Source organism: Paraburkholderia mimosarum LMG 23256 = NBRC 106338, assembly GCF_000739815.1.
Taxonomy (GTDB): domain Bacteria; phylum Pseudomonadota; class Gammaproteobacteria; order Burkholderiales; family Burkholderiaceae; genus Paraburkholderia; species Paraburkholderia mimosarum.
Genome location: NZ_BBJJ01000041.1, coordinates 25,386 through 51,189 on the forward strand (window position 1 = coordinate 25,386; position 25,804 = coordinate 51,189).

General features: G+C 59.2%; 23 protein-coding genes and 2 pseudogenes. 1 reads left to right on the forward strand and 24 read right to left on the reverse strand.

Translation table 11 applies throughout. The annotated features are described in order from the left end of the window. Positions 1-10: 10 nt before the first annotated feature. From BMI01S_RS24655 to BMI01S_RS24665, 3 genes are all read right to left on the reverse strand, one after another. Positions 11-538 carry a flavin reductase family protein gene (locus BMI01S_RS24655; RefSeq protein ID WP_051381472.1) on the reverse strand — a complete coding sequence of 176 codons (528 nt, stop codon included), beginning with the start codon at positions 536-538 and terminating at the stop codon, positions 11-13. 63 nt (positions 539-601) lie between these two features. Beyond that, positions 602-2,113, reverse strand: a complete 1,512-nt coding sequence (locus BMI01S_RS24660) for a 4-hydroxyphenylacetate 3-hydroxylase family protein (protein ID WP_042290885.1) — start codon at positions 2,111-2,113, stop codon at positions 602-604. Positions 2,114-2,141: 28 nt separating this feature from the next. After that, positions 2,142-3,092: a 3-carboxyethylcatechol 2,3-dioxygenase gene (locus BMI01S_RS24665; protein WP_028231793.1), complete on the reverse strand. Its 951-nt coding sequence runs from the start codon at positions 3,090-3,092 to the stop codon at positions 2,142-2,144. 387 nt (positions 3,093-3,479) lie between these two features. Between BMI01S_RS24665 and BMI01S_RS24670 the strand changes: the two genes are divergently transcribed. After that, positions 3,480-4,442: a LysR family transcriptional regulator gene (locus tag BMI01S_RS24670; RefSeq protein ID WP_028231794.1), complete on the forward strand. Its 963-nt coding sequence runs from the start codon at positions 3,480-3,482 to the stop codon at positions 4,440-4,442. 156 nt (positions 4,443-4,598) lie between these two features. On the opposite strand, the gene BMI01S_RS24675 is transcribed toward BMI01S_RS24670, so the two are convergent. From BMI01S_RS24675 to BMI01S_RS24765, 21 genes and pseudogenes are all read right to left on the reverse strand, one after another. Beyond that, positions 4,599-5,378, reverse strand: coding sequence for an SDR family NAD(P)-dependent oxidoreductase (locus BMI01S_RS24675; protein ID WP_036045755.1), 780 nt, complete (start codon positions 5,376-5,378; stop codon positions 4,599-4,601). A 153-nt stretch (positions 5,379-5,531) separates the two neighbouring features. After that, positions 5,532-5,993: pseudogene (locus BMI01S_RS24680) on the reverse strand (biotin carboxylase N-terminal domain-containing protein); the annotation flags it as partial. Between the two features lie 365 nt (positions 5,994-6,358). Continuing rightward, the gene (locus BMI01S_RS41040; protein ID WP_154671339.1) at positions 6,359-6,613 is read right to left on the reverse strand and encodes a hypothetical protein; all 255 of its coding nucleotides are present in this window, start codon (positions 6,611-6,613) and stop codon (positions 6,359-6,361) included. 4 nt (positions 6,614-6,617) lie between these two features. Continuing rightward, a pseudogene (locus tag BMI01S_RS44075) lies at positions 6,618-6,797 on the reverse strand (acetyl-CoA C-acyltransferase); the annotation flags it as partial. A gap of 155 nt (positions 6,798-6,952) precedes the next feature. Next, a complete protein-coding gene (locus tag BMI01S_RS24685) occupies positions 6,953-7,897 on the reverse strand; it encodes an electron transfer flavoprotein subunit alpha/FixB family protein (protein WP_028231797.1) in 945 nt (314 codons plus the stop codon). Between the two features lie 13 nt (positions 7,898-7,910). Further along, positions 7,911-8,660, reverse strand: a complete 750-nt coding sequence (locus BMI01S_RS24690; RefSeq protein ID WP_028231798.1) for an electron transfer flavoprotein subunit beta/FixA family protein — start codon at positions 8,658-8,660, stop codon at positions 7,911-7,913. Positions 8,661-9,016: 356 nt separating this feature from the next. Then, entirely contained in the window at positions 9,017-10,471 is a 1,455-nt protein-coding gene (locus BMI01S_RS24695) for an NAD(P)(+) transhydrogenase (Re/Si-specific) subunit beta (RefSeq protein ID WP_028231799.1), read from the reverse strand. Between the two features lie 14 nt (positions 10,472-10,485). After that, entirely contained in the window at positions 10,486-10,812 is a 327-nt protein-coding gene (locus BMI01S_RS24700; RefSeq protein WP_028231800.1) for an NAD(P) transhydrogenase subunit alpha part 2, read from the reverse strand. A 21-nt stretch (positions 10,813-10,833) separates the two neighbouring features. Then, on the reverse strand, positions 10,834-11,979 hold the full coding sequence (locus BMI01S_RS24705) for a Re/Si-specific NAD(P)(+) transhydrogenase subunit alpha (RefSeq protein ID WP_028231801.1): 1,146 nt from the start codon (positions 11,977-11,979) through the stop codon (positions 10,834-10,836). Between the two features lie 11 nt (positions 11,980-11,990). Beyond that, entirely contained in the window at positions 11,991-13,556 is a 1,566-nt protein-coding gene (locus BMI01S_RS24710; protein WP_161635542.1) for a methyl-accepting chemotaxis protein, read from the reverse strand. A gap of 110 nt (positions 13,557-13,666) precedes the next feature. Next, a complete protein-coding gene (locus BMI01S_RS24715) occupies positions 13,667-14,644 on the reverse strand; it encodes a quinone oxidoreductase family protein (protein ID WP_028231802.1) in 978 nt (325 codons plus the stop codon). A gap of 23 nt (positions 14,645-14,667) precedes the next feature. Continuing rightward, complete coding sequence (locus BMI01S_RS24720) at positions 14,668-15,453, reverse strand: SDR family oxidoreductase (RefSeq protein WP_028231803.1); 786 nt, start codon at positions 15,451-15,453, stop codon at positions 14,668-14,670. Positions 15,454-15,503: 50 nt separating this feature from the next. After that, positions 15,504-16,682, reverse strand: a complete 1,179-nt coding sequence (locus BMI01S_RS24725) for an acetyl-CoA C-acyltransferase (protein ID WP_028231804.1) — start codon at positions 16,680-16,682, stop codon at positions 15,504-15,506. 14 nt (positions 16,683-16,696) lie between these two features. Continuing rightward, positions 16,697-18,778 (reverse strand): 3-hydroxyacyl-CoA dehydrogenase NAD-binding domain-containing protein, encoded by a 2,082-nt coding sequence (locus BMI01S_RS24730; RefSeq protein WP_028231805.1) that lies wholly within the window; start codon positions 18,776-18,778, stop codon positions 16,697-16,699. Positions 18,779-18,825: 47 nt separating this feature from the next. Next, on the reverse strand, positions 18,826-20,037 hold the full coding sequence (locus BMI01S_RS24735) for an acyl-CoA dehydrogenase family protein (protein WP_028231806.1): 1,212 nt from the start codon (positions 20,035-20,037) through the stop codon (positions 18,826-18,828). A 34-nt stretch (positions 20,038-20,071) separates the two neighbouring features. Continuing rightward, on the reverse strand, positions 20,072-21,220 hold the full coding sequence (locus BMI01S_RS24740) for a phosphotransferase family protein (RefSeq protein ID WP_244145396.1): 1,149 nt from the start codon (positions 21,218-21,220) through the stop codon (positions 20,072-20,074). Beyond that, a complete protein-coding gene (locus tag BMI01S_RS24745; RefSeq protein WP_028231808.1) occupies positions 21,162-21,932 on the reverse strand; it encodes an enoyl-CoA hydratase-related protein in 771 nt (256 codons plus the stop codon). The genes BMI01S_RS24740 and BMI01S_RS24745 overlap by 59 nt, the downstream gene beginning before the upstream one ends. Before the next feature lie 43 nt (positions 21,933-21,975). Next, positions 21,976-22,740 carry an OmpW/AlkL family protein gene (locus BMI01S_RS24750; protein ID WP_028231809.1) on the reverse strand — a complete coding sequence of 255 codons (765 nt, stop codon included), beginning with the start codon at positions 22,738-22,740 and terminating at the stop codon, positions 21,976-21,978. 181 nt (positions 22,741-22,921) lie between these two features. Further along, positions 22,922-23,944, reverse strand: a complete 1,023-nt coding sequence (gene dmpG / locus BMI01S_RS24755; protein ID WP_028231810.1) for a 4-hydroxy-2-oxovalerate aldolase — start codon at positions 23,942-23,944, stop codon at positions 22,922-22,924. 12 nt (positions 23,945-23,956) lie between these two features. Continuing rightward, positions 23,957-24,907 carry an acetaldehyde dehydrogenase (acetylating) gene (locus tag BMI01S_RS24760; protein ID WP_028231811.1) on the reverse strand — a complete coding sequence of 317 codons (951 nt, stop codon included), beginning with the start codon at positions 24,905-24,907 and terminating at the stop codon, positions 23,957-23,959. A gap of 28 nt (positions 24,908-24,935) precedes the next feature. Then, a complete protein-coding gene (locus BMI01S_RS24765; protein WP_244145395.1) occupies positions 24,936-25,733 on the reverse strand; it encodes a 2-keto-4-pentenoate hydratase in 798 nt (265 codons plus the stop codon). Positions 25,734-25,804: the final 71 nt, after the last annotated feature.

Genomic DNA, 25,804 nt, shown 5'->3' on the forward strand with positions numbered 1-25,804 from the left:
AAAGTAAAAGTCAAGAGAGCGCGCCGACTTCAAGTGAGTGGTACGCTCCCCGCCAATGAAGGAGCGGCGACTTTTTGGCGACCCGCGTACGGAGCACGCGGCCGATGAAGATGGTGTGATCGCCTGCTTCGACTTCGCGTTCACGCACACACTCAATCCAGCCGAGGCAACCTGCAACGAGCGGAAGACCTTCGACACCTTCCAGCGAATCGACATGCGAGAAGCGGTCCAGCGGTTTGCAGAAAATTCGGGAAACATTCTCCTGGTCCGAGGCCAGGATGTTCACCGCGAAGTAAGTTGCCTGACTGAAGATGCGATACGAGTACGACGTCGTGGTTAGGCTCCACTGAATGAGCGGAGGGTCGAGCGACAGCGACGCAAACGAGCTTACTGTCGCGCCATAAGGCTTGCCCTGTGCATCCCGCGTCGAAATCACGGTAATACCCGTCGCGAAATGACCGAGTGCATGGCGAAAGTCAGCCGCGGCGATGTCGCACTTGCGTTCCGACGCGCCATCCGTAACGTTGATTGAAGACATGGTTCGCTCCTGTGCAGCGAGCGGTCCGGGAACGGGCTCTGTTCGCGGACCACATCGACGTGGCTAGTCCAGTGCGGGCTCCAGCTCTTTGACAGAGCTAGCCTTGACGTCTTTTCCCACTTCCGGACGGCCTGCGAGTGCTAATGCGTTATCCACGAGGCGCTGCATGTCCGGGCTCTGGTTGCTCAGGTAGTTCATCGCGAGATTACGGACGGGGTCACCGGCGTAGTAGCGCTCGTACTGCACGAGGCGTTGGCCGAACGCTTCGCCCGCGAGGTCCCATGCGAGCTTGAAGAGACGCACACGGTCCACGGACGGCATGCCACCGGCACCCTGGTAGTACAGTGCGAGGTCGTCGGAAAGCTCCGGCGCACGGAAATCAGCTCCGCTCGGCATAAGCATGAAGCCGCCCGCGCCGATGGTCTGCAACACTTCGATGACGCGCGGATACGCGAAGGGAAGCATCGTTCGAATTGCCTGCAACGGAGCGAGAGACGGACGGATGGTACCGACTTCCGTCAGCTCGGACTCGTACTCCGAACGCACCAGCGCGCTCTTGACTTGCTCTATATAGCCGAGCAGTTCACCGAGCATCTGCTGAACGTGGAGGAACTGGTCAGCCTTGATGGACTTCGCCACAGCAATAGCGAGTCCTACCGAGAACTGCATCTTCACGAGCGCACGAGTATTCGTCTGGTGCGCGGTGTGATTGCGGACTGCGGTGTGCGAGTACAGCTTGTTCGACAGTTCAACCTGCCGATAGCAGAAAACACGCTCCCACGGCACGAGGACATTATCGAAGATGAGCAGCGAGTCGTTTTCTTCGAAGCGCGTCGACAGCGGATGGTCGTAGCTCTCGTGCGCCTCGACGTAGTACGGGTCGCGAGCAATCTGGCGCAGGCCCTTCACGTCCGTCGGGACCGCGAAGATAAGCGCGTGGTCTTCATCGCCTGCCTTGAACTGCGGCAGGTTGTACATAATCATTTCGTCGGAGACCGGGCCGAGGGTCGCAATCATGCGGGCGCCGCTGACGTAAATGCCTTCCGACGTTTCCTTCACGACGCGAAGGTGCATGCTCGCCTGCTCCGACGACTGCTTCGAGCGGTCGTTCTGTGGCGTGATGAGCGCATGACTCAGGAAGAGGTCGTTGTCGCGGATGTACTCGTAGTACTTGACGATGTTCTCGCCAAACTGCTCGCCGCCTTTCGCGAAGTCGTCGCGTGCCTCCCAGAATGAGAGCAGCGTCACGTTCATGAAGTCCGGCGAGCGGCCCATGAGGCCAAAGTTCGTTTCCGCCCAGATGCGATACGCTTCACGACGCTTGCGAAGGTCGTCAGCCGACTTCGCCGGCATGAACGCAAGACCAGCGCGCTCACCAGTCTCCTGCACGACGTAGGTGACCTTGTCCCGCAGTTCCGGGTCATGCTGCGTGTCGTAGAGCGCCGCCAACTGCTCGACAGCGCCCTTGAATGCCGCATGAGTCGTTACGTCCTCCACGCGCTCACCGCGCACCCATACGTCTCGCGGACGATTGCGAAGACCCTCGATGAACTGCTTTCCGGTTCTGATACCCATGACATATCTCCTTGATTCGCGCCTAAGCTCATGCACGCGGCTTCTTCGATTGAGCGAACATCATTGCCATCCCAGCAATCCAGCCCTGGATGGCTTCGTAGTAAATGAGGTCGGCCGTGTATTCACAGTCGACGGAAAGCGCGGCGAAGGCCGCGACCCAGGCGAGGACTTCCGGACCGCCGCGGCCCGCTTTTTCGCGGACCTCCTTCGTCGTCATCGCATCGAGTTGCGAGACGTTTCCGGACTGAAGCTGCTGGATGAAGGTCGCGACCCAATCAGCGTCCACCGGCAAAATCCCCGGCTCGCCTGCAAACGCGCGTGCGCCTGCGGCTAGGACACGTTGCTCACGTGCGTGGCGCATTTCCTCAGTTGCGTTACGGCCATCAATGAGACGCGCCTTCACCTCATCAGGGGCAGTAGCGATGCTCGGCGTGGGCGGGTCGTGAGACAGGCCGCCCGATGCCGAAAACAGCACACGCTTTCCTGTCGCCGCAGCCCAACGGCCCACGGCCTCGCCAAGGACCCGGGCGCGCCTGAAAGCAGGAAGCCGAGGCGCAGCGCTGTTGATGAAAATCGGGATGGTCGGATATCGGGAAAAGTCGCCGAACATCTCTTCCCAGATTTGCACGAACCCGTGGTCGACCTGCATGCGATACGACACGGCGATATCGAAGCCGTCTTCAATCAGGAACTCACTCAACTCCTGAGCTTCAGTCGATGTGACAGGCAGCGTGCCAGTGGATGTGCCGCAGTCACCGACGGACGACGCGTTAATACCGACGCAAAAGCTCGGCATTACGTCGTAGAAGAATCCGTTGAAGTGGTCAGGCGCAAACTGGATGACGAGGTCAGGCTGGAACTGTTCAGCGCGTTCGGCCAGTTCGCGAAAACCGCGTTTCACAGCAACCCGGACATCATCCGTGGTGACGCCGTCTTTCATAAGAGGCGTATGGGATGCGCTCAGCACGGCCAGTGACACGGTCTGTCTCCTATGTATGTTTGATTCCATGCGCGATGGCATGGTTTGACTGACTTACGGGAAGGTCTCAACCACGGCTTCCTGGAGCGTCAACCCGCTCCCAGTGCTTGACCTTGGTCAAATAGTAGCGATGCACCCGTTATGCCGATAATGCGGATTCTCTATAGAACTAATCCGCCTTCTTGATATCGGTGAAAACCCTCGCTTTTGAGGGTATAGCAAAGCGAACTTCATCTGCCAATACCTTTGTCTTCAATGACATACATCCTATTTGAGGAGGATCGCGGCGCCCCCCCTGACAGGATGCCGGCCTCCACAACCACCCTATAATTGAAATGCGATAACAAGCGCCGGGGTTGAACGAATGAGGCGTAATGGAGGCGGACGATGGATTCCAGACTTATCGAATATTTCTTGCGTGTCGCTGAGCTCGGCAGCATCAACAAGGCGGCGAGCGACCTTCGCCTGTCACAGCCGGCGATGTCGCGGCATATTGCTTTGCTCGAGCATCAGATGCGCGCGAAGTTGTTCACCCGCACGCAAGGCGGAGTGACGCTCACCGAGGCGGGAACACTGCTATTGGAGCGCGCGCGGCCAATCCTGCGTCAGCTGTCCAAGCTTGTGGAAGAAGTTGGGGACCGCGCGGCAGGCCAGTTGTCCATCGGCGTTGCGCCGTCGTGGCAGCACATGTTCACCTCCGCGTATATCTCGCAGCTCGTTCAGGAGTTTCCTGGGGTCTCGTTGCGAATCCATGAGGGCGCGAGCCACGAACTGCGCGAAGTCATGCACTCCGGCATGCTCGACCTGGCAATAGTGCCTTTTGAAGGGAATCCGCCGCAGGGCTATGTTCATACTCCACTGGTGCGTGAGCCGCTCATTCTCGTATCGCACAGCAGCACGCCGCTTCGGCCGGACAGACCGGTTCCATTGTCGCGCCTGGAGAACCTGAAACTCGCGCTGCCCGGCAAGCCAAATGTCATCCGCGCCCAGATCGAGAACTCGCTTGAAAGAAGAGGACTTCAGTTCAGGACGCTATTCGAGATTGACGCGATGAACCTCTCGATAGAGCTTGCTCGACAAGGTATCTGCGATACCGTCACGCCCTGCTGCGCGGTGAGCGGTAACGCGCGCTATCAGGATGAAGTATCCTGGAGCCCTATTCGCGGGATGTTCATGAGCTGGGCACTCTGCGAGAACACCGCGAGGTCTCATTCACCGGCCGTCCGTGAAGGCCAGAAGCTCGTCCACAAACTGGTGGACGACATTCTCAGGCGTGGAGAGTGGCTGGGGGCAGAACGGCTGTCCAAGACATCTAAGGCAAACACCTTCGAGCTCGTTGAAGAAGCATAGCCGTCAGGCGTCATGCGGAGCACCGGTAGCCTCGATGAAGGCAACCTGGCGGCCCATTCTTCTGAATGGCGCAAACGCCTTGCGCCACTCTCTGGCTTCAGAACAACGTGCGCACACCGAGGCGAAGAACGTCTGGTTAGGCCCCCCGAAAACTGTTTATTGTGCGCTGGCGCCGCCGTCTAGAACGAGCTCAGCACCATTCATCCACTTTGCAGAAGCGACATAGCAGACGCCGTCGGCGACATCTTCCGGCTCACCCAGGCCCATCGGATGAAAACTGTTTAGGGCTGCTTCGGCGGTAGCCTCATCGGGTACCAAACCCGCCTTAACCATGTCACTGAAAACCGTGTCTCCAAAGCCACCTTTGACAACCGCAGGGTGAATAGAATTTACCCGGATGCCGTGGCGCAAATGGGCGCATTCGATAGCAGCGGCCTTTGTCAGAAGCCGCACCCCGCCCTTCGCAGCCGAATAGCCTCCAAGACCGACCGATCCAACAATGCCCGCCAGAGAGGAGATGTTTATGATGCATCCACCCTTACCGGCCAAGCCGCCCGGGCGCATTGTCTGGATACCCCATTTTGTGCCGAGAAACGCTCCATCCAGGCACACACGCTGCATGAATTGGAATTTCTCCAGCGACAAGTTCTCCAGAAGCGAAAAAACCGCAACTCCCGCGTTGTTCACGACAATGTCGAGGCCCCCAAAGTTTTGCATCGCGGCCTCGATAGCGTGTTGCCAACTGACCTCGTTTGTGACGTCATGCTGGACGAAGCGGGCGCCCTCGATTGTGCTAGCAACTTTCTCCAAGCGCTCTTCTTGAAGATCGGTTAGCAGAACCTTTACACCACGCTGAGCGAGCTCCGCTGCGATCGTCGACCCGAGTCCGCCTGCTGCGCCAGTTACGAGCGCCGTTTTTCCAGAAAGCTTTTCCATGATTTCTCCTGTGATTTAAGTGACTAACGCCAATTAATTACGACCATCAACGACCTGGATCAAGCAAGGACGAACGCATTGTCAACAACGCGACGGATTTGCTCGGCCGCATGCTTGTTCAGTTTTCCTCAGCATCAACCGGTAGCCGATCTACGCTGCGAGCCGCCTGCATTGTTCGAGGTCGTGCGGCAACGGATCGGAAGCGGGCATCACGGGGACGCCGGCGGCGATCGTGGAGTTGCGCGCCGCGACCTTGTTGCCGAGCATGCGCTTCACCTCCGGCGTCGGGCCGATCCAGCGCATGCCAGCATCGATCACCGCCTGGGCGAATCCCGGATTCCCGGAGAGAAAGCCATACCCGGGATCGATCGCATCGACGTTAGCCTGCCTTGCGACCCGAAGGACGTCATCAATATCGAGATAGGCCGCTAGCGGCTCTTTTCCCTCGCCCACCAGGTAGCTTTCGTCGGACTTGAATCGTTGCAGCGCGAGTCGGTCTTCCTTCGAATAGATGGCGACCGTACGAATGTCCATCTCCGCCGCGGCGCGCATCACACGGATTGCGATCTCGGAGCGGTTGGCAATCAGGAGGGATTTAATAGGTGCGTAGGTCATCGTATGCAGCCCGCCCGTCCAAACGGCTCAGTGTTTGTCCAAGTCGCCAGAAAGCGTGTGTGAATCCATCCAGTCATATTGGTCATGCGGCGTCGCCCACGCCCAGTTTGCGGCTTGGCGCGTGCGCGCGCGACGACTTCGATCGCCAGCACTGGCCTCTCGAATTGGCTGGGACCCGGTTCGGCGATCGTTCGCCGGTCGCCCTGCTTTTTCGCTGTCGCTCATGTCGATCTCCTATGGTAATGGTGTTCTGGCTGCCACGCTCCGATAAAGCCGGGCGGTAGACTTTCATGCCGTTTCGCGTCGTGCCAGCATCTTCAAACCGAAACGCGCCATGCAAGAGTTGCCCGCCGTGATTCCGCGCCTCAATCACGCAGGTGCATCACCGCATAGATTGATTCCTGAGAAAGGGAACACAGCGCGAACTTCACGGAGATATCCGCAGCATCGAACGCGTTGCCGCAATAAAGCTCGTCAGGTTCGCATGCGATTTCTAAGCCACTACATGAATCGCGTTGTGAGCCATTCAATCCATGGCGACAAACCGGCATCATCGCAAAATGCCGCCCGGTATCGAGATCAACGTGGAACGCCTCACTCCCTGCGGAAAATTGCGGCAATTCCCTAGCCGCCCCCAATGCACATCGTCACGAGCACGTGCTTTCATCCTACGCGCCGCAGTTCGTATAACGCCTTGACGGTCAGAATCGCACCGGTCGCGCCGATAGGATGCCCACGCGCGATGCCTGATCCGTTTGGATTTACTTTGTCCGGATCAAAGCAGAGATAAATTCCTACAGCACATGGTCATTCAGGAATATCGGGCGATCAAGCGATGCGCTCGATAAAGTGCCCGCAGTTTTCCCGTGCTAGTAGCTTAGATATTGGTTTCGCGTGGCACCCAATCACCACTGCCACGAACTCTGAACGAAGCTCAATTGGGTCCGTTTAGGTACAAATCACGCGAAGTGTCCAATGCAATCTATAAGATCAGGCACAACTGAAAAAAGATCACCGACCAGGCCGTAATCTGCAACACTAAAGATCGGCGCTTCTTCGTCCCTGTTGATCGCGACGATGACCTTCGAGTCCTTCATGCCGGCGAGATGCTGAATGGCGCCCGAGATGCCGACCGCGACATACAGTTGCGGGGCGACGATCTTGCCGGTCTGGCCGACCTGATAGTCGTTCGGCACGAAGCCCGCGTCGACCGCCGCGCGCGATGCGCCGAGCGCCGCGCCGAGCTTGTCGGCGAGCGGCTCCAGTACCTTCGTGTAGTTTTCGCCATTGCCCAGACCACGGCCACCCGACACGATGATCTTTGCGCTCGTCAGTTCCGGACGGTCCAGCTTCGTCACTTCGCGGTTAACGAACTGCGCGATGCCGGCGTCGGCGGCAGATTCGATCTTCTCGATCGCTGCGCTCCCGCCCTCCGCTGCGACCGCGTCGAAGCCGGTCGAGCGAACAGTGATCACCTTGATCGGATCCTGTGATTGGACCGTCGCGATTGCGTTGCCCGCGTAGATCGGACGCTCGAACGTGTCCGGCGAATCCACTGCGGTGACGTCGCTGATCTGCGCGACGTCGAGCTTCGCGGCGATCCGCGGCGCGATGTTCTTGCCGTAGGCGGTTGCCGGCGCGAGGATGTGCGTGTAGTTCTTCGCGATCTTCAATACGGTCGCTTCGACGTTTTCCGCAAGCCCTTCGGACAGTTGCGGCGCATCAGCGAGCAGCACCTTGGCGACGCCCGCGATCTCCGCGGCCGCATCGGCCGCGCCCTGCGCGTTATGCCCCGCCACCAGCACGTGAATCTCGCCGCCGATCTTCTGCGCCGCTGCGATGGCGTTGAGCGTCGCGGCCTTGATCGACGCATTATCGTGTTCTGCAATTACCAGGTTCGTCATTTGTCGGGTCTCCTCACAGCACCTTCGCTTCGGTCTTAAGCTTCTCGACCAGCGTCTTCACGTCCGGCACCTTGACACCGGCGGAACGCTTCGGCGGTTCGGCGACTTTCAGCGTCTTCAGACGCGGCATGACATCGACGCCGAGGTCTTCGGGTTTGATCGACTCCAGCGGCTTCTTCTTCGCCTTCATGATATTGGGCAACGTCACGTAGCGCGGCTCGTTCAGGCGCAGATCGGTCGTGACGACCGCGGGCAGCGTCAGCGACAGCGTTTCGGCGCCGCCGTCCACTTCACGTGCAACGGTGACCTTGCCATCGGCAACGGTGACCTTCGATGCGAACGTCGCCTGCGGAAGGTTCGCGAGCGCAGCGAGCATCTGGCCGGTCTGGTTGGAGTCGTCGTCGATCGCCTGTTTGCCGAGGATCACCAGTTGCGGCTGCTCCCTGTCGACCAGCGCCTTGAGCAGCTTCGCGACGGCGAGCGGCTGGAGCTCTTCGTTCGATTCGATCAGGATCGCGCGGTCCGCGCCGATGGCCAACGCCGTGCGCAGCGTTTCCTGCGCCTGCATCACACCGGCCGACACGGCGATCACTTCGGTCGCGACGCCCGCTTCCTTCAGACGCACCGCTTCTTCCACGGCGATTTCATCGAACGGATTCATCGACATTTTTACGTTCGCGATATCGACGCCGGTACCATCCGATTTCACGCGGACTTTCACGTTGTAGTCAATCACGCGCTTTACCGCGACAAGGACTCTCACAAGACACCTCTTTTCATCAAAACATACGGCGTTAGACACCGAACCAATCGTAAGTTATCGCCAGACCAGACTTGCGGACGCTTCTCGCGGTTACACATTCGCGAGGCAAGTGTGATAAACAGAATTCGCTTAGCCGACGTTCCCGGCTGCGGGTTGCAATTGACCCAATCTTACGCACCCCGGACGGCCGCGCCCCGGGTCTCTATTGACCTCATAAATGCTCCGTTGTTGAAGCGCCCTTATCGGCGATTACGGCGTAGGCTCTCTTCTTCGCATCCGTAGTCAGATACACGTCGCTTTGCAATGCACGAGCATGAATCTGGATATGCCAGGTCGCTGCTCGCCGATCTCACCCACTATTCCGTCGACTTCACCATATCCTCGATGACCTTCTTCGCATCGCCGAACACCATCATCGTCTTGTCCATGTAGAAGAGATCGTTGTCGAGACCGGCATATCCTGCCGCCATCGAGCGCTTGTTTACAATGACCGTGCGTGCCTTGTACGCTTCGATGATCGGCATGCCCGCGATCGGCGACTTCGGGTCGTTCTTCGCTGCCGGATTCACGACATCGTTCGCGCCAAGCACCAGCACCACGTCGACCTGACCGAACTCACCATTGATGTCTTCCATTTCGTGGACGATCTCGTACGGCACCTCGGCTTCGGCCAGTAGTACGTTCATGTGGCCGGGCATCCGCCCCGCAACCGGGTGGATTGCGTACTTCACGTCTATACCCTTATCGACGAGCTTGTCGGTCAGTTCCTTCAGCGCATGCTGCGCGCGCGCCACCGCGAGACCGTAGCCAGGAACAATCACGACGCTTTCAGCATTGCCGAGCATGAACGACGCATCCTCGGCTGACCCAGGCTTTACGGGACGCTGCTCAGCCGATCCGCCCGAAGTCGCCGCAGCGGCTTCGCCGCCAAATCCGCCGAGGATCACGTTAAAAAACGATCGGTTCATTGCCTTGCACATGATGTAAGACAGGATCGCGCCGGATGAACCGACCAACGAGCCCGCAATAATCAGCATGGCGTTGTTCAGCGAAAATCCGATCCCCGCCGCCGCCCAGCCCGAATACGAGTTCAGCATCGAAACGACCACGGGCATGTCCGCACCACCGATCGGGATGATGATCAGCACACCGATGGAAAAGGCGATCGCCGTCATGACGATAAACGGCAGCCACCACTGCGTAACGAAGAACAGGATGCCGAAGCCAATCATGCCGAGCGCGAGCATCAGGTTAATCAGATGCTGACCGGGGAACACCACGGGAGCGCCCTGGAACAGGCGGAACTTGTATTTTCCTGAGAGCTTGCCGAATGCGATGACCGAGCCGCTGAACGTGATCGCGCCGACGAACGTGCCGACGAAGAGCTCGATGCGGTTGCCATACGGCAGGAAGCCTCGATACGGTGCATCCTCGGCAACAAGGCCGAACGCGGCGGGCTCCGAAACGACCGCGTATGCGATGCAAACCGCAGCGAGACCAATAAGCGAATGCATGGCCGCGACGAGTTCGGGCATCTTCGTCATCTCGACGCGCGCGGCAACGAACGCACCTATCGCGCCTCCGAGAACAAGCGCAACAAACACGAGCAACAATCCGAGCGACAGGTCCGAACCCAGCATCGCGGCCTGCTTCGCGATCAGCGCGACCGTCGTAAAGACGGCGATCGCCATGCCAGCCATGCCGAACACGTTCCCGGCCCGCGCGCTCCTGGGATTGGACAAGCCCTTCAACGCCTGGATGAAGCACACCGAAGCGAACAGATAGAGCAACGTAACGACGTTCATACTTATAAACCCAAGGCTCATCACGCACTCTCCCTGGATTCGGCCGGAAGTTTCCTCGGCTCTTTCTTTTTGAACATTTCGAGCATTCGTCGTGTGACGAGGAACCCACCGAATACATTGACAGCTGCCAGCGCCACGGCGACCGCGCCGAAAGACTTTCCCGCATTGCCAACCGTGAGGCCCGCGGCGAGCATGGCACCGACGATGACGATCGCCGAGATCGCGTTGGTGACAGCCATCAGCGGAGTATGCAGCGCTGGCGTGACGTTCCAGACGACGTGGTAACCGACGTAGATCGCCAGCACAAAAATGATCAAGTTGATCACGGTATGATTGATAACTTCCACTGATCGGTCTCCAAGTATGAGTTATGCGGCCTTGCGCAACAGCGAGCCATCACGTGTAATCAGCGTCGCCGCGATGATGTCGTCGGCGAGATCGATATTGAGCGCGCCTTCGCTCGTCAGGATGAGTTTCATGAAGTCGAGCAAATTCCGCGCGTACAGCGCCGAAGCGTCCGAGGCGACCATTGATGCGAGATTCGTATAGCCAGCAACAGTTACACCGTGCCTGATGACGACCTTGTCGGCTTCCGTCAGCGGGCAGTTTCCGCCGCGCCTGCCCTCGTATTCGCCACCACGTCCTGCAGCGAGGTCGATCAGCACAGAGCCCGGCTTCATCGCCCGAACGGTGTCGACCGTGATCAGCGTGGGTGCAGGACGGCCTGGAATCAGCGCCGTCGTGATGATCACGTCGGCCTGCTTTGCCCGTTCATGCACGAGGGCCGACTGGCGAGCGAGCCATGAGGGTGGCATCGGCCGCGCGTAGCCGCCGACGCCTTGTGCCGCTTCACGTTCTTCATCGGTTTCGTACGGCACGTCGAGGAATTTCGCTCCGAGCGATTCGATCTGTTCCTTCACGGCTGGCCGAACATCGGATGCTTCGATAACTGCACCAAGGCGCTTCGCTGTTGCAATTGCTTGCAGGCCTGCTACGCCCGCGCCCAGAATCAACACGCGCGCGGCCTTCACGGTGCCCGCGGCCGTCATCAGCATCGGCATGAAGCGCGGATACAGGTCCGCAGCCAGCAGCACCGCTTTGTAGCCCGCGATGTTGGCTTGAGATGACAAAACGTCCAGACTTTGCGCGCGCGTCGTACGCGGCGCGGCCTCGAGTGCAAACGCAGTAACTCCCGCTGTCGCAAGCTTTGACGAGTTCTCGACATCAAAAGGTTCGAGCATGCCGACCACGACGGCACCACGTTTGAGAAGAGGGATCTCGGAATCGGTCGGTGTCTGGACCTTGAGCACCAGATCGGCGCCAAACGCGGTCTGCGCATTAACGAGTTGCGCGCCCGCTGATGCGTAAGCTTCGTCAGGGTAGCTGGCGCTGGTTCCTGCACCGCTCTGTACCGAGACCTTGTGCCCCATGGACACGTACTTTTTGACTGTCTCGGGTGTCGCGGCGACGCGTCTTTCGTATTCCCTTGTCTCAGCTGGTATTCCAATATGCATGTGCTGCCTCTTTAGTGATCGACGTGAGCCTGCCAGGAATGCTCAAGAGTCGAAATCCGGAAAGCCGATACGGCGGTTTCCAGCGCTCTTGCCCGCTCGGTAAGAGACTGAGTCCCAGCGGACGTCTGCTCGATCAGCGTCGCGTTTCTTTGCGTGACATGATCCATCTGCACGAGAGCCTGACTCACTTGTCCGATTCCGTAACTCTGCTCGTCAGACGCCCTGGCGATTTCAGCCACAATGTCCGATACGTGCTTAATTGCCTGTTTTACTGCGGACATCGTTTCGCGAACGTCCGCCGCTTGCTCGTCGCTGGTCCGGATCAAGGCGACCGAAGCCCCGATCAACTGACTGATTTCCTTTGCGGCAGCCGAAGCATGTTGCGCAAGCGCACGTACTTCAGCTGCGACCACGGCGAAGCCACGGCCTAGCTGTCCTGCCCGCGCGGCTTCAACCGACGCGTTGAGGGCGAGAATATTCGTCTTGAAGGCGATGCCCTCGATGGTGCCTGTAATCTCCGAGATTTTGTCCGAGCTTGCGCTGATCTCTTTAATCGTTGCGACCATCCCATGTACTAGTTCGTTTCCGGTATCGGCAGACCGACTCGCGTCGTCTGCCAGCGCGTTTGCATGTCGAGCGTTGTCGGCGTTATGCCTCACCGTCTCCGTCAGTTGCAGCATGTTCGCGGACGTCTGCTCGAGGGAGGCTGCCTGCTCCTCGGTCCTCGCCGACAGATCAACGTTACCGGCGGCGATCTCGCGTGACGTTCCTTCGACGATCGCGGATGCCCCTTGAATCGCACCTACCATTTCTCGAAGCTGGTGATCCATCTTCCCCAAAGACTCCAGCAGACGACCGAATTCGTTCCGGGAGGTCACTTCAATCGCGTTCCCCAACTTTCCTGCCGCGATTTCGTCGGCGATCAGGACTGCTTTGCTTAACGGCCCAAGCATGGTTCGCATCATGTATCGGGTGACCGAAACCCCAATCATCACGCTGACGACAAACAACATGCCTATATAGCGGCGCGCGACGCCGAACGTCCTGTCTCCATCGGCAACGGTCGCCTTCGCTTGTGAAGCGATATGACCGATATTGTTCTCGATCGAGCCATTCAGGCTCGCTGTTACGCTCTCGAGCTCCTTCATCGTTGATCGAACAGTGTCGATTTCGTCTGCGTTCGATGCCAACTCGATGCGATCGATGAGTTCCCCGATTTGCACTACGTATGATGCGGTCCGCGCGACATTCTCGCGCTGCGCTTCGTCTGTCATCCGCTCCGATGCGCTTCGCCACGCACTATTCAACCGCTGCAGGTCCGACCGAATTCGACCGAATGCAGCGGTTGTATCCTCTTTGCTCCGAGCGATGTCGACTTTTCTCAAGTCAAGCCAAACGTCGACCTCTGCAGACCTCATGTCGGAAAAACCTTGCAGGCCCCTAAAAGTTTCTGAATCCAACGCGCGAAGATCCGAGCTGATCGTGGAAAGTCCATGTAGTCCGGAAAAGCTGATGGCGAATAGCAGCAGCACAAACACGCAGGTCACGACGACCAGGTCCACCTTGATGCTTCGCATCCTTCCGTCCATCTCATCCTCTTGACGCTTCACTTCTCGCGATTCGAACTTCGTTCGGATGCGCGTGGGCGTTTGCTCGCCTTAGTTTAAGTCTGCTGCCGCACGTGGCATCACGGTTTCAAGATCAGCTTGCCCGTTGACTGGCGAGATTCAAGTAACGCATGTGCGCGAGCCGCCTCGGCAAGAGGGAAGCACCCGCCGATCGGCACCGTGATCCGCCCGGACTCAACCCATCCCATCAGGCGGGAGAACTGCCGTTTCATTCGCTCGGCGTCAGCGAGGTGCACCCCCAGATAGAAGCCGCAGACACCGAGGTTGCCCCCGAGCATGTGTGCAGCGTCCACTAGCATCGGCTCGTTGGAAGCCGCCCCGTACGCGACGATGCGCCCAGAAGGCCTGAGAAGAGCCAGCTCGCGAGCGAGTGCCTCCCCGCCTTGGACATGGAGGATGAGATCGAAGCCTTCGTTATTCGTGAGGGCACGCGCCGCCTCCTCCCAGCCCGGCTCCGTATAGTTGACTGTGCCAGTCGCGCCTAGCTCACGGGCGAGCTCACCCTTGTCCGGCGAACTCACCGCGCCGATGACATGACGGGCGCCGAGCAGTCGCGCAATTTGCACCGCCAGGCCGCCTACGCCTCCGGCCGCCCCTTCGACGAGCACGTTACGGCCCGTCACGGGACCGCCGACGTCATCAAGCACCAGAAGCGCGGTCATACCTTGCACGAAAATGGCCGCCGCAATGGATGAGTCCGTATCTTCCGGAATCGAAATCGCACTACGAGCTTCGACAATGACATATTCGGCGTAGCCGCCGTGATCGAGCAGGCCGATAAGCCTTGAACCCGGCTGCCAGCCGGTCACTCCATCGCCAACGGACACAACGGTTCCACATATCTCGCTTCCCAGTACGATCGGAAGGCGTGTTGGGGCGGGATAAAATGCACCCCGGCGACGGACTGTATCGGCAAAATTGACGCCGGCGGCGTCCACCTTGACCAGTAGTTCTCCAACACGGGGTTTAGGCGCCTCGATGTCGACTAACGTGAGTACCTCCGGCCCACCGGTACGTGCGATTTGCATTGCCTTCATTATCTGTATCTCCTTTCACCAAACTAGAGCACGGCAGTTGCGCCACCATCTACTGCAAGGATTTGCCCCGTGATGTGCTTGCCGGCATCCGATGCGAACAATGCGACGGCCCCCTTCAGATCTCCGCTGTCGCCGATACGGCGCAACGGCACTTCCGCGGCGACACTATCGGCGCCTAACTTGTTGAGCAACCCGCGCGTCATGTTCGAAGGGAAAAAGCCCGGGGCTATCGCATTGACGGTAATCCCGTGCCGTCCCCACTCGCCCGCCAGCGCCCGAGTGAAATTCACGACGGCCCCCTTGCTCGCGTTGTAGGCAATCGTGCTCATCGCGTCGGGCGCATTACCTCTGAGCCCGCCGATCGATGCCATGTTGACGATTCGGCCATACCCGCGCGGGATCATTGATCGCTTGCCGATTTGCTGGGTAAGCAGGAAGAGGCCTCGGATGTTGAGGTCCATCACCTTATCCCATGCGTCGATGGGATGATCCTCCGCCGGCGCGCTCCAGACTGCGCCCGCATTGTTTACGAGGATATCGATGCGCCCCAACCTGGCGAGCGCCTCGTCAGCCAGACGATGAATATCTGCCTCGATGGAACCGTCCGCTGCGATGAAGTCGGCCTCAATGCCGAGCGACGCCAGATGCGCCTGCGCCTCTTGCAGCTCGCCGGTTTTGCGCGCAGACAGAACGATGCGTGCACCAAGTTCGCCGAGTGACTCGGCGAGTTGGAGACCGAGCCCGCGTGAGCCGCCAGTTATGAGCGCAGTCTTGCCTGAAAGATCGAATAATTGTTTGAGCGTACCCATTGTGTCTACTCCGCATTATTCCTGTTTCTGCGACGCTTCTTGCGCAGACATCAAAATACCTCGAACAGCCCTGCTGCGCCTTGGCCACCCCCGATGCACATCGTAACAACGACAAATCGAGCACCACGGCGCTTACCCTCCAACAGCGCATGCCCGACGAGGCGAGCGCCGGAAACACCGTACGGATGTCCCAATGCAATGGCGCCGCCATTGACGTTGAGGCGCTCCATCGGAATGCCGAGTTTGTCGGCGCAGTAAAGCACCTGGACAGCGAATGCCTCGTTCAACTCCCAAAGGCCGATGTCATCGACCGTTAAGCCGGCCTTCGCAAGCAGCTTGGGTACGGCGAACACCGGCCCGATACCCATTTCGTCCGGCTCACAGCCGGCAACGGCAAAACCCCGGAATGCGCCGAGTGGCTGCAGGCCGCGGGCGGAGGCCAGCTTGCCGTCCATGACGACAGCAGCCGATGCACCATCGGAGAACTGGCTCGCATTACCGGCCGTAATCACGCCACCAGGCAAAGAAGGACGAATTTTCGAAAGACCTTCCAGCGTCGTATCGGCACGGATGCCTTCATCGACAGACACCGTGACTTCGCGCGTGCCGAGTGCCCCGGTCTTCGCGTCAGCGACGCCCATCACTGTCGTGATCGGCACGATTTCGTCCGCAAACCTTCCGGCGGCAACGGCATCCGCCGCCCGCTGCTGGCTTCGCACGCCGTACTCATCCTGACGATCTCTCCCGATGTTGTAACGCTGGGCGACGGTTTCAGCGGTTTGCAGCATGCTCCAGTAGATGGTGGGCTTGTGCTTCTCAAGCCAGCCGTCGTTCAACATGTGTCGATTCATTTCCTGCTGGACACAGGAAATGGATTCGACACCGCCCGCAACGAAGATATCGCCTTCACCGGCAATCACACGCTGCGCGGCCGTCGCAATCGCCTGCAGTCCAGAAGAGCAAAAGCGGTTGATGGTTGCACCTGGCACGCTCGCCGGGCAGTCTGCACGCAGTGCGATCTGCCGCCCGATGTTCCAGCCAGTCGCGCCTTCCGGAACGGCGCAGCCCATCAGAACGTCCTCGACTTCACCCGGCTCGATGTGCGCACGCTCGATCGCGTGCCTGACGACGTGCCCGCCGAGCGTAGCGCCGTGCGTCATGTTGAAAGCGCCCTTCCAGCTCTTCGCGAGGGCCGTCCGAGCGGTGGAAACAATCACTGCTTCAGTCATATTCGTGCTCCACATCAATCGTTGAAACTTTTGCCCACTTCGGCCAGCCGCTCGAGCAACGAGGCCGATTTCCACGCTTCGCCGCGATACCCCTTGCCGTAGCGGCGCGTCGCATGCGCCACGTTGTAGAGGCCTACGGTGTCGGCATAGAACATTGGACCGCCGCGGAACATCGGGAAGCCGTAGCCCGTGAGATAAACGACATCGATATCAGATGCTTTCGATGCGATGCCCTCTTCCAGTATGCGGGCACCTTCGTTCACGAGCGCATAGACAAGACGCTCGACGATCTCGTCGTCCGAAATCACACGCCGCTCCAGACCGATATCTCGGGATTGCTGGACGATCATGTCATTGACAGCCGGTGACGGATACGCCTTGCGATCGCCCGCCTTGTAGTCGTACCAGCCTGCACCGGATTTTTGGCCGAACCGCCCCATCTCACAGAGCAGATTGGTGGTCTTCGAATACACGAGATCCGGCCTTTCCACCGCATGGCGCTTGTGGATCGCCCAGACGATGTCGTTGCCGGACAGGTCGAGCATGCGGAACGGGCCCATCGCAAAGCCAAACTTCTCGATCGCACGATCGATCTGTTCTGGTGGCGCCCCCTCGTCCAGCAGATAGCCTGCTTGGCGCAGGTACTGATTGATCATCCGGTTACCAATGAAGCCGTCGCAAACACCGGAAACCACCGCCGTCTTGCCGATCTTCCTGGCGAGACTCATGACTGTCGCCAGCACGTCGTGTGCGGTCTTCTCACCGCGTACGACCTCGAGAAGTTCCATCACGTTGGCCGGACTGAAGAAATGCATACCGACCACGTCGTGAGGCCGCTTCGTGAACGCGGCGATCTTGTCCACGTCCAGGGTCGAGGTGTTCGATGCCAGGATGGCTCCATGCTTTGCGACAGCATCCAGCGCCCGGAACACACTTTCCTTCACGCCCATTTCCTCGAACACCGCTTCAATAATGAGGTCGGCGTGCCGGAGGTCGTCATAGGAGAGCGTCGGTGTCAGAAGGGACATACGCTGCTCGACCTGTTCCTGCGTGAGCTTGCCCTTTCTGGCGTTGTCGTCGTAGTTTTTGCGGATCGCCGCGACACCGCGCTCGAGCGCGTCTTGCCGCGTCTCAAGAATCGTGACCTGAAGGCCCGCACTGAGAAAGTTCATCGCAATGCCCGTTCCCATCGTGCCCGCACCGACGACAGCCACTTGCGTTACCGTCCGCACCGGCGTGTCGCGCGGCAGGTCAGGAATCTTCGCGGCAGCGCGTTTTCCGAAGAACGCATGCCGCAGCGCGCGCGATTCCGACGTGTTCATCAGCTCCATGAACAGCTTGCGCTCGACCCCGATGCCCTCATCGAACGATCGCTGCACGCAAGCGCGCACTGCTTCGACGCATTTGAGCGGCGCTGGGAAATTGCGGCTCGCGGCCGCAACGGTGTTTTGAGCGAATTGCAGGAATGCGTCCGGGTTGACGTGATCGATCCGACGGTCGCGCAGCTTCGGCAACTCACCCCGCTCTGCTGCTTGCCGTGCAAACTTCATGGCGCCCGGCAAGAGATCGCCTTCTACCACTAAGTCGAACAGGCCGCTGTCCGATAGTTCGTCCGAAGAGACGACGCGGCCCGACACAATCATGTTGAGCGCCGCTTCGAGGCCAATGGCTCTGGGGAGCCGCTGCGTCCCACCTGCTCCGGGGAGTACGCCGAGCTTCACTTCGGGCAGCGCGATCTGAGCGCCGCGCGTGACGAGTCGATAATGGCAGCCCATCGCCAATTCGAGCCCGCCGCCCATTGCTAACGAGTGAATCGCGGCAATCACCGGCTTGGCGCTGGATTCCAGAGCCGCGATAACCGTGTGTATGCTCGGCTGTTGCATTGCGCTGGGCGTGCCGAATTCGCGCACATCCGCCCCGGCCGAAAAGCCGCTGCCCGCGCCCGTGATGACAATGGCCCGCACGCGGACGTCATCCGTTGCGGCCTCCATTGCCTCTACGATAGCGAGACGCGTTGCATGGCCGAGGCCGTTAACGGGGGGATTATCGAGCGTGATAACCGCTACATCTTCATGCACGCTGTAGTGTGCAGTCATGTCCATTCCTTTCTATGTGCGATGTACGGGGCTGCTGCCTGGATCAATCAGCGGGCATCGCGATAGCGAGCCAGCTCCATGCGCCCAATCTGATTTCGATGCACTTCGTCCGGGCCATCTGCGATGCGCAACGATCTCGCAGCGGCATAGGCTTGCGCGAGAAAGCGATCCTGCATACCGTAACCTCCGCAGGCCTGGATGGCCCAATCGATCACCGTGCATGCCATGCTGGGGGCCGCAACTTTGATCATTGCAATTTCCCGGGCTGCCGCCTTGTTGCCGATCGTGTCCATTTTGTGTGCGGCGTCGAGCACCAGTAGGCGTGTCTGCTCGATGGCGATTCGAGCGTCGGCGATGCGCTGCTGCGTCAGCGTCTGCTCGGCAATCGGCCGCCCAAACGCCGATCGCGACAAGCCGCGCTTACACATGATCTCCAACGCTCGCTCCGCCAGGCCAATCAACCGCATGCAATGATGGATACGTCCGGGTCCGAGACGTCCCTGCGCAATCTCGAAGCCGCGGCCCTCACCAAGCAGCATGTTCGCGACTGGAACGCGGACGTTCTCGAAAAGGATCTCCGCGTGCCCGTGCGGCGCATCATCGAAGCCGAACACGGGCAGATGCCGAACGATGGTCACGCCGGGCGTGTCGCGGGGGACGAGGATCATCGCCTGCTGACGATGACGCTCGGCCGCGTTCGGGTCGCTCTTCCCCATGAAAATGAACACGCGGCAACGCGGATCATTGGCGCCCGAGGTCCACCATTTCCGGCCGTTGATGACGTACTCGTCACCGTCGCGCTCGATCGAACTCTCGATGTTCGTCGCGTCCGACGAAGCGACGAGCGGCTCGGTCATCGCGAAAGCGGAGCGTATCTCACCGCGCAGCAACGGTTCCAGCCACGCCTTCTTCTGCGCGTCGGTACCGTAACGGACCAGCACTTCCATATTGCCGGTGTCCGGTGCTGAACAATTGAACACCTCGGAAGCCCACAGCACACGGCCCATGATTTCGCAAAGCTGCGCATATTCGGCGTTCGTCAGCCCTGCACCATATTGCGAATCGGGCAGGAACAGATTCCACAGGCCTTGCTCCTTCGCACGCGCTTTGAGCTCCTCGATGAGCGCGATCGGCTGCCAACGATCTCCCTCGCTGACTTCCCGCTCATAACGGTCCTCGTTCGGGTACACGTATTGCTCCATGAACGCCGAAACGCGGCTCTGCAGGTTTCGAACGTTTTCCGACGGTGCAAAGGTCATCGATTCCACTCCCAAATTAAGATCCGCACGGCGTTCACTCGGACATTGCGCGTTCCGCGCAGCGCCAGCCAAAGTCGCCCATCGCGGCTGCCAGTCGGCCTTGTTCGAACGCTTGCTCGCTGCTGGCGTTGCCATCGAGTGCGCGTTTCATGATTCCTTGCCGAATCCCGGCCACACGAAAGAAGTTGTAGGCAAGGTAGAAGTTCCAGTCGCGCGCTTCCACTTCTTCGATACCGACGCGGCGGCAATACTGCGAGACGAATTCCCGCTCCTGCGGTATTCCCAGTTCCGTCAGCTCCACGTCGCTGAAGTTTGAGAGCCCGCGCAGGCTGCCGGCCGGCTGGTGCCAGGCGAGACACAGGTAGGCGAAATCCGCCATCGGGTCGCCGAGCGTCGACAACTCCCAATCCAGGACAGCCATCACGCGCGGAGCACCGTGCGCGAAAATCAGGTTGTCGATACGGAAGTCGCCGTGAACGACCCTCGTCGTCTCCGTGGACGGCAGATGGAGCGGAAGCCACTCGATCAGCCGCTCGATGGAATCGATGCGGTGCGTCTCGGATGCGCGGTATTGTTTAGTCCAGCGCGATACTTGCCGCTCGAAGTAACTGCCGGCCTTGCCGTAATCACCGAGCCCGATGGCGTCCACATCCAGCGTATGAAGCGCCGCCATGACACGATTCATTTCATCGAAAACCAGGCGGCGTTCGTCGGGCGTCATGCCCGGAAGGCTGGGCTCCCAAAGCACGCGGCCTTCCACATAGCTCATGACATAAAACTCGGCGCCGATCACCGACGCGTCGTCGCAATAGCAGTGCGCATGTGCGACCGGCACCGCGGATCCGTTCAACGCATGTATCAGGCGATATTCTCGATCGATCGCGTGAGCGGACGGCAATAGCGTGCCGGATGGCTTGCGGCGCAGGACATAGCGGGCGGATGGCGTCGTCAGCAAATAGGTTGGATTCGACTGGCCTCCCGAGAATTGCGATGCTTCGAGTGGCCCGCTAAAACCACGCAAATTTCCGCCCAGCCACGATTCCAATCGCCGCATGTCGAAATCAGGGGCTCGCCTCATGGCCGCCTCATGCGACCGTGTATCAGTGTTGCTTTTATCCATCACGTTATTGAAGCTTCGAGAAATCGGGACGACGCTTTTCCTTGAATGCAGCCAAGGCTTCACTGCACTCGTTCCCTGCCAATTGCTTGTCGATCGCATCGAATTCCGCGTTCATTTGATCGATCACTCTCCTGCGCTCACTCATCAACCGTTTCGTCGCTCTGATCGCGCCCGGCGCCTTCGCAGCGATAACCTCCGAAATCGCCTTCGCTTCGGCTCGAAGCTGATCAGCCGGCACCGATCGATTGGCGATTCCCCATTCCACGGCGGTCTGCGCATCGACAGGGCGGCCGAGCGCGATCATTTCGAACGCACGAATGTTTCCGACCTGGAACGGAAGCAGGTAGCCCGACGCCGCTTCAGGAACCAGCGCCAGGTCGACAAACGGCGCGCTGAGTTGCGCGTCGTTCGCAAGGATGACGTAGTCGCAATGCAATAGCATGGTGGCTCCGACACCAATGGCTTTGCCTTGTACGGCGGCCACGACGGGAACCTCCATTGCCGCCAGACATCGTAGAAACCGCGCACCGCGGCTCTTGCCGATGCCGTCACGGATTGCCTCGCCGGAGAATTCACCCAGGTCGCTTCCCGCCGAGAAGGTGTCGCCATCAGATTGAATGAGAACGGCGTTCACGCGCCCATTAGCGGCAGCTGATTCGAGCGCGTCCGCAAGCGCGCCGTACATCTCACCGGTCAACGCATTCTTCTTTTCCGGCCTGGATATCGTGAGACTCATTACCTTCCCATCGACTTGAACGTTTACGTCGCTCACGATAAAATCTCCTGTTTCGCTATACCATTCAGACTCGAGCAGCTGCTCAAAATCGATAAGAAACGCCAACAAAGCCGATGATCGGATTGGCCGTGATTCTCGACGTATTGCTCAAAACGGTGGTTCCGTTGGCGCTGACTGCATTGAATCTTCCAGTCGTCTTTAGCGGAATGTAGGTAATCGAGCCCAACACTGACCATCTGTCGTTGAGGCGATAGGTCACCCCCGCAGAAAAGGCGGGGTTCCACGACGAACTCGCCGATGCGTCAGCCCTTCCTCCAGGTCCGGCAAACTGACCGAGCGCCCCACTAAATGCCGGATGAAGCTGGACAGAGCTGAACCACGTGTAGTTCACTCCGACACCCAGGAATGGCCGCCACACACTGTCCTTCTGTCCGAAGTAGTACTTCACGAACAATGTGGGCGCCCACACCCGAGCCGATACCAATGGCTTGAGATCGCCGACCGGCATTGACGGCCCCTGCGGCCCAAGCGGGGCGACAACGCCATGGGCGTAAAAATTCAATTTCGGCGGAATCCCCACTGCTCCTTCGATCGCAATATGCTCGGTTGCGAAGTAAGTTACGAGAAACTCTCCCGTGAAGGTGTTATGAATTTCCGCGCCTGTTCCAGGAGAAGTGAAAGTGCCGAACTGGGAGCTGCTTTTTACTTCCTCTGCACTAGATAGCGTCATGTCGATCCACGCCGCACCACCCGTCACGACAACGCTTCCCGCCTCCTGTGCGTACGCCGTACCCGTGATACCGCACATCGAAATCGCCAGCGCGATCGAATTCAGTTGCTTCCTCATATTTCGTCTCCTCCATTTTACGGCGACCTCAGTCCCGAAAGGCGCCGGTTGGGCTCTCAATGGCCACTAATTGTCGAGCTTTATTTTGCATTACTAATTACATAACTTACTGCGCCGATTATTTTTGCCGATTGAAAATCTCTCGCTTGACCGATCCGCTATCCTTGGACCACCAGGTTTCCTACGACTGCTGAGCGTGAAGAAGATCGAGCGCCACGTCGACGATCATGTCCTCCTGCCCGCCAACCATGCGGCGTCGCCCCAGTTCGACAAGGATGTCGACGGTCTTCAATCCGTATTTCCGAGCGGCGCTTTCGGAGTGACGAAGGAAGCTCGAATAGACGCCCGCATAACCCAGCGCCAGCGTTTCGCGATCGACACGAACGGGCCGGTCCTGGAGCGGACGAACCAGATCATCGGCAGCATCCATCAAGCTATAGAGATCACAGCCGTGGTTCCAGCCGAGCCGTTCGGCCGCGGCGATAAACACTTCGAGCGGCGCGTTTCCCGCACCGGCGCCCATGCCGGCAAGGCTCGCATCGATGCGGTCGCAGCCTTCCTCGACGGCGACGATGCTGTTAGCAACGCCAAGGCTCAAATTGTGATGCGCGTGAATGCCTGTCTCGGTCTCCGGCTTCAATACGTCCTTGAAGGCGCGAAACCGCTCGCGTACGTCATTCATTCCCAATGCGCCGCCGGAATCGACGACGTAACAACACGTCGCCCCGTAGCTCTCCATGAGCTTCGCCTGCTGTGCAAGGTCGCGCGGGGTGGTCATGTGGCTCATCATGAGGAAGCCCACCGCCTCCATCCCGAGCTCTCGCGCGTACTCGATGTGCTGTTTGGAGATGTCGGCCTCGGTGCAATGGGTGGCTACTCGGACAATACGAGCGCCAGCATCATAGGCGTTGCGCAAATCGTGAATCGTGCCGATGCCGGGAAGCAGCAATGTCGCGACCTTCGCGTGCTTGACCGTTTCCGCCACCGCGGCTATCCATTCGAGATCGGTATGAGCGCCGAATCCGTAGTTGAAACTCGATCCTTGCAGCCCGTCTCCATGCGCCACCTCGATCGAATCGACTTTGGCTTCGTCGAGCGCTTTCGCAATCGCCGCCGCCTGTTGCACGCTGTATTGATGACGAATCGCATGCGAACCGTCTCGCAGCGTCACGTCGGAGATGTACAGTTTTTTGCCGAGTGTCATGCCGTGTTTCCCCTAGGTCGTAGCATGGGCGACCATCTCGGCGGCCATGCGCTCAGCACAAGCCTTCGCCGCGGAGGTCATGATGTCGAGATTGCCGGCGTAGGACGGGAGATAATGCGCGGCGCCCTCGACCTCGAGAAACACCGAGGTTTTGAGGCCTGTCATACGCGCGCCCACACCAGGGATGTTCAAGGGTACATGGGCTTCTATCCGATCGAATTGCACCCGTTGCTTGAGGCGATAGCCGGGCACATAGCGATTGACGGCGGCGACCATGTCCTCGATCGACCGCTCCACGGCCTCTTCGTCGGCCGAATCGGACAGACAATAAACCGTGTCACGCATGATGAGGGGTGGATCGGCCGGATTGAGGATGATGATGGCTTTCCCCTTTGCCGCGCCGCCAACCTGCTCGATCGCTTTGGACGTCGTCTCCGTGAACTCGTCGATGTTCGCGCGCGTGCCGGGCCCAGCGGATTTGCTCGAAATGGAGGCAATGATCTCGCCGTAGTGCACTTTTGCGACGCGCGACACCGCTGCCACCATCGGAATAGTCGCCTGGCCGCCGCAAGTCACCATGTTGACGTTTAGCGTATTGACATGTGCGTCGAGATTCACGACCGGGACGCAGTACGGGCCGATCGCGGCCGGCGTCAGGTCGATCATGCGAACGTTGGGCTTGAGCTGCCGCAAGAATGCGTCGTTCTTCACATGCGCTGCCGCGCTCGTAGCGTCAAAGACGATATCGATGTCCCCAAACACCGGCAGGCGCGTAAGCCCCTCGACGCCTTCGTGCGTCGTCGCGACACCCATACGTGCAGCACGCGCGAGACCGTCGGAAGCGGCATCGATGCCGACCATCGCACCCATCTCGAGATGATCACCGTGTCGCATGATTTTGATCATCAGATCGGTGCCAATGTTGCCCGAACCGATGATCGCGACTTTCAACTTGCCTGTCATGAATTCTCCCGCTCGTTAAATCGATCGCCTACGCGGCGATACAGGAAACTTTGCCTAGCCCGTCGACTTCCAACTGCAATGCGTCGCCTTTGCGTATAGGGAACATCGGCCCCAACGCACCCGACAGCACGACATCGCCAGCGCGAAGCGGATCGCCGAGTTGTTGCATCGTCTGGGCGAGCCACCAGGCGGCAAGAAGCGGATGGCCCAGACATGCGGCCCCATGCCCCTCCGAAACCAGCTCGTCCGCTTTCAGGAAGCGCATCTGGCAAGTAGCGAGATCGAGATCGGAAATGCGTTTCGGATCCGTGCCGAGGACATAAAGGCCACACGAGGCGTTGTCTGCCACCGTATCGACGAGCGTGATGCTCCAGTTTTCGATCGCGCTGTCGACAATCTCGATCGCCGGTAACGCGTACTCGATTCCCTGCAGGAATCGGCCCCAGCTCAGCTCTTCGGTCAGATCGCGACCAATGACAAATGCCACCTCGCCCTCGGCCTTGGGCTGAATCAGGCTACTGACCGGAATGTCTGCGCCGCTGACAAACTCCATATCCCTGAACAGGACGCCGAAATCTGGCTGATCGACCCCGAGTTGTCGCTGGACCGCAACCGATGTCAGTCCAACTTTCTTCCCGCAAATTCGTTTCCCAGCGTCGATAGCACGGTTCGTGTTGATCGCCGCTACCCGATACGCGTCGTGCAGACTCTCGATCCCGAACCTTTCCGAAATCCTGGAAACCGGGATACGCGTACTGCGGGCTTCGTGTAAGACATCCGCAGCTTGCTGAAGAATAGATGAATTAGCCATACGTCCAACCGTCATGAACCAGGATCTTCGGCGCGGACTGCCGTTCGTTCCGCAGCCTTGAAATAGGTGGTGTGTTCCATCGATAA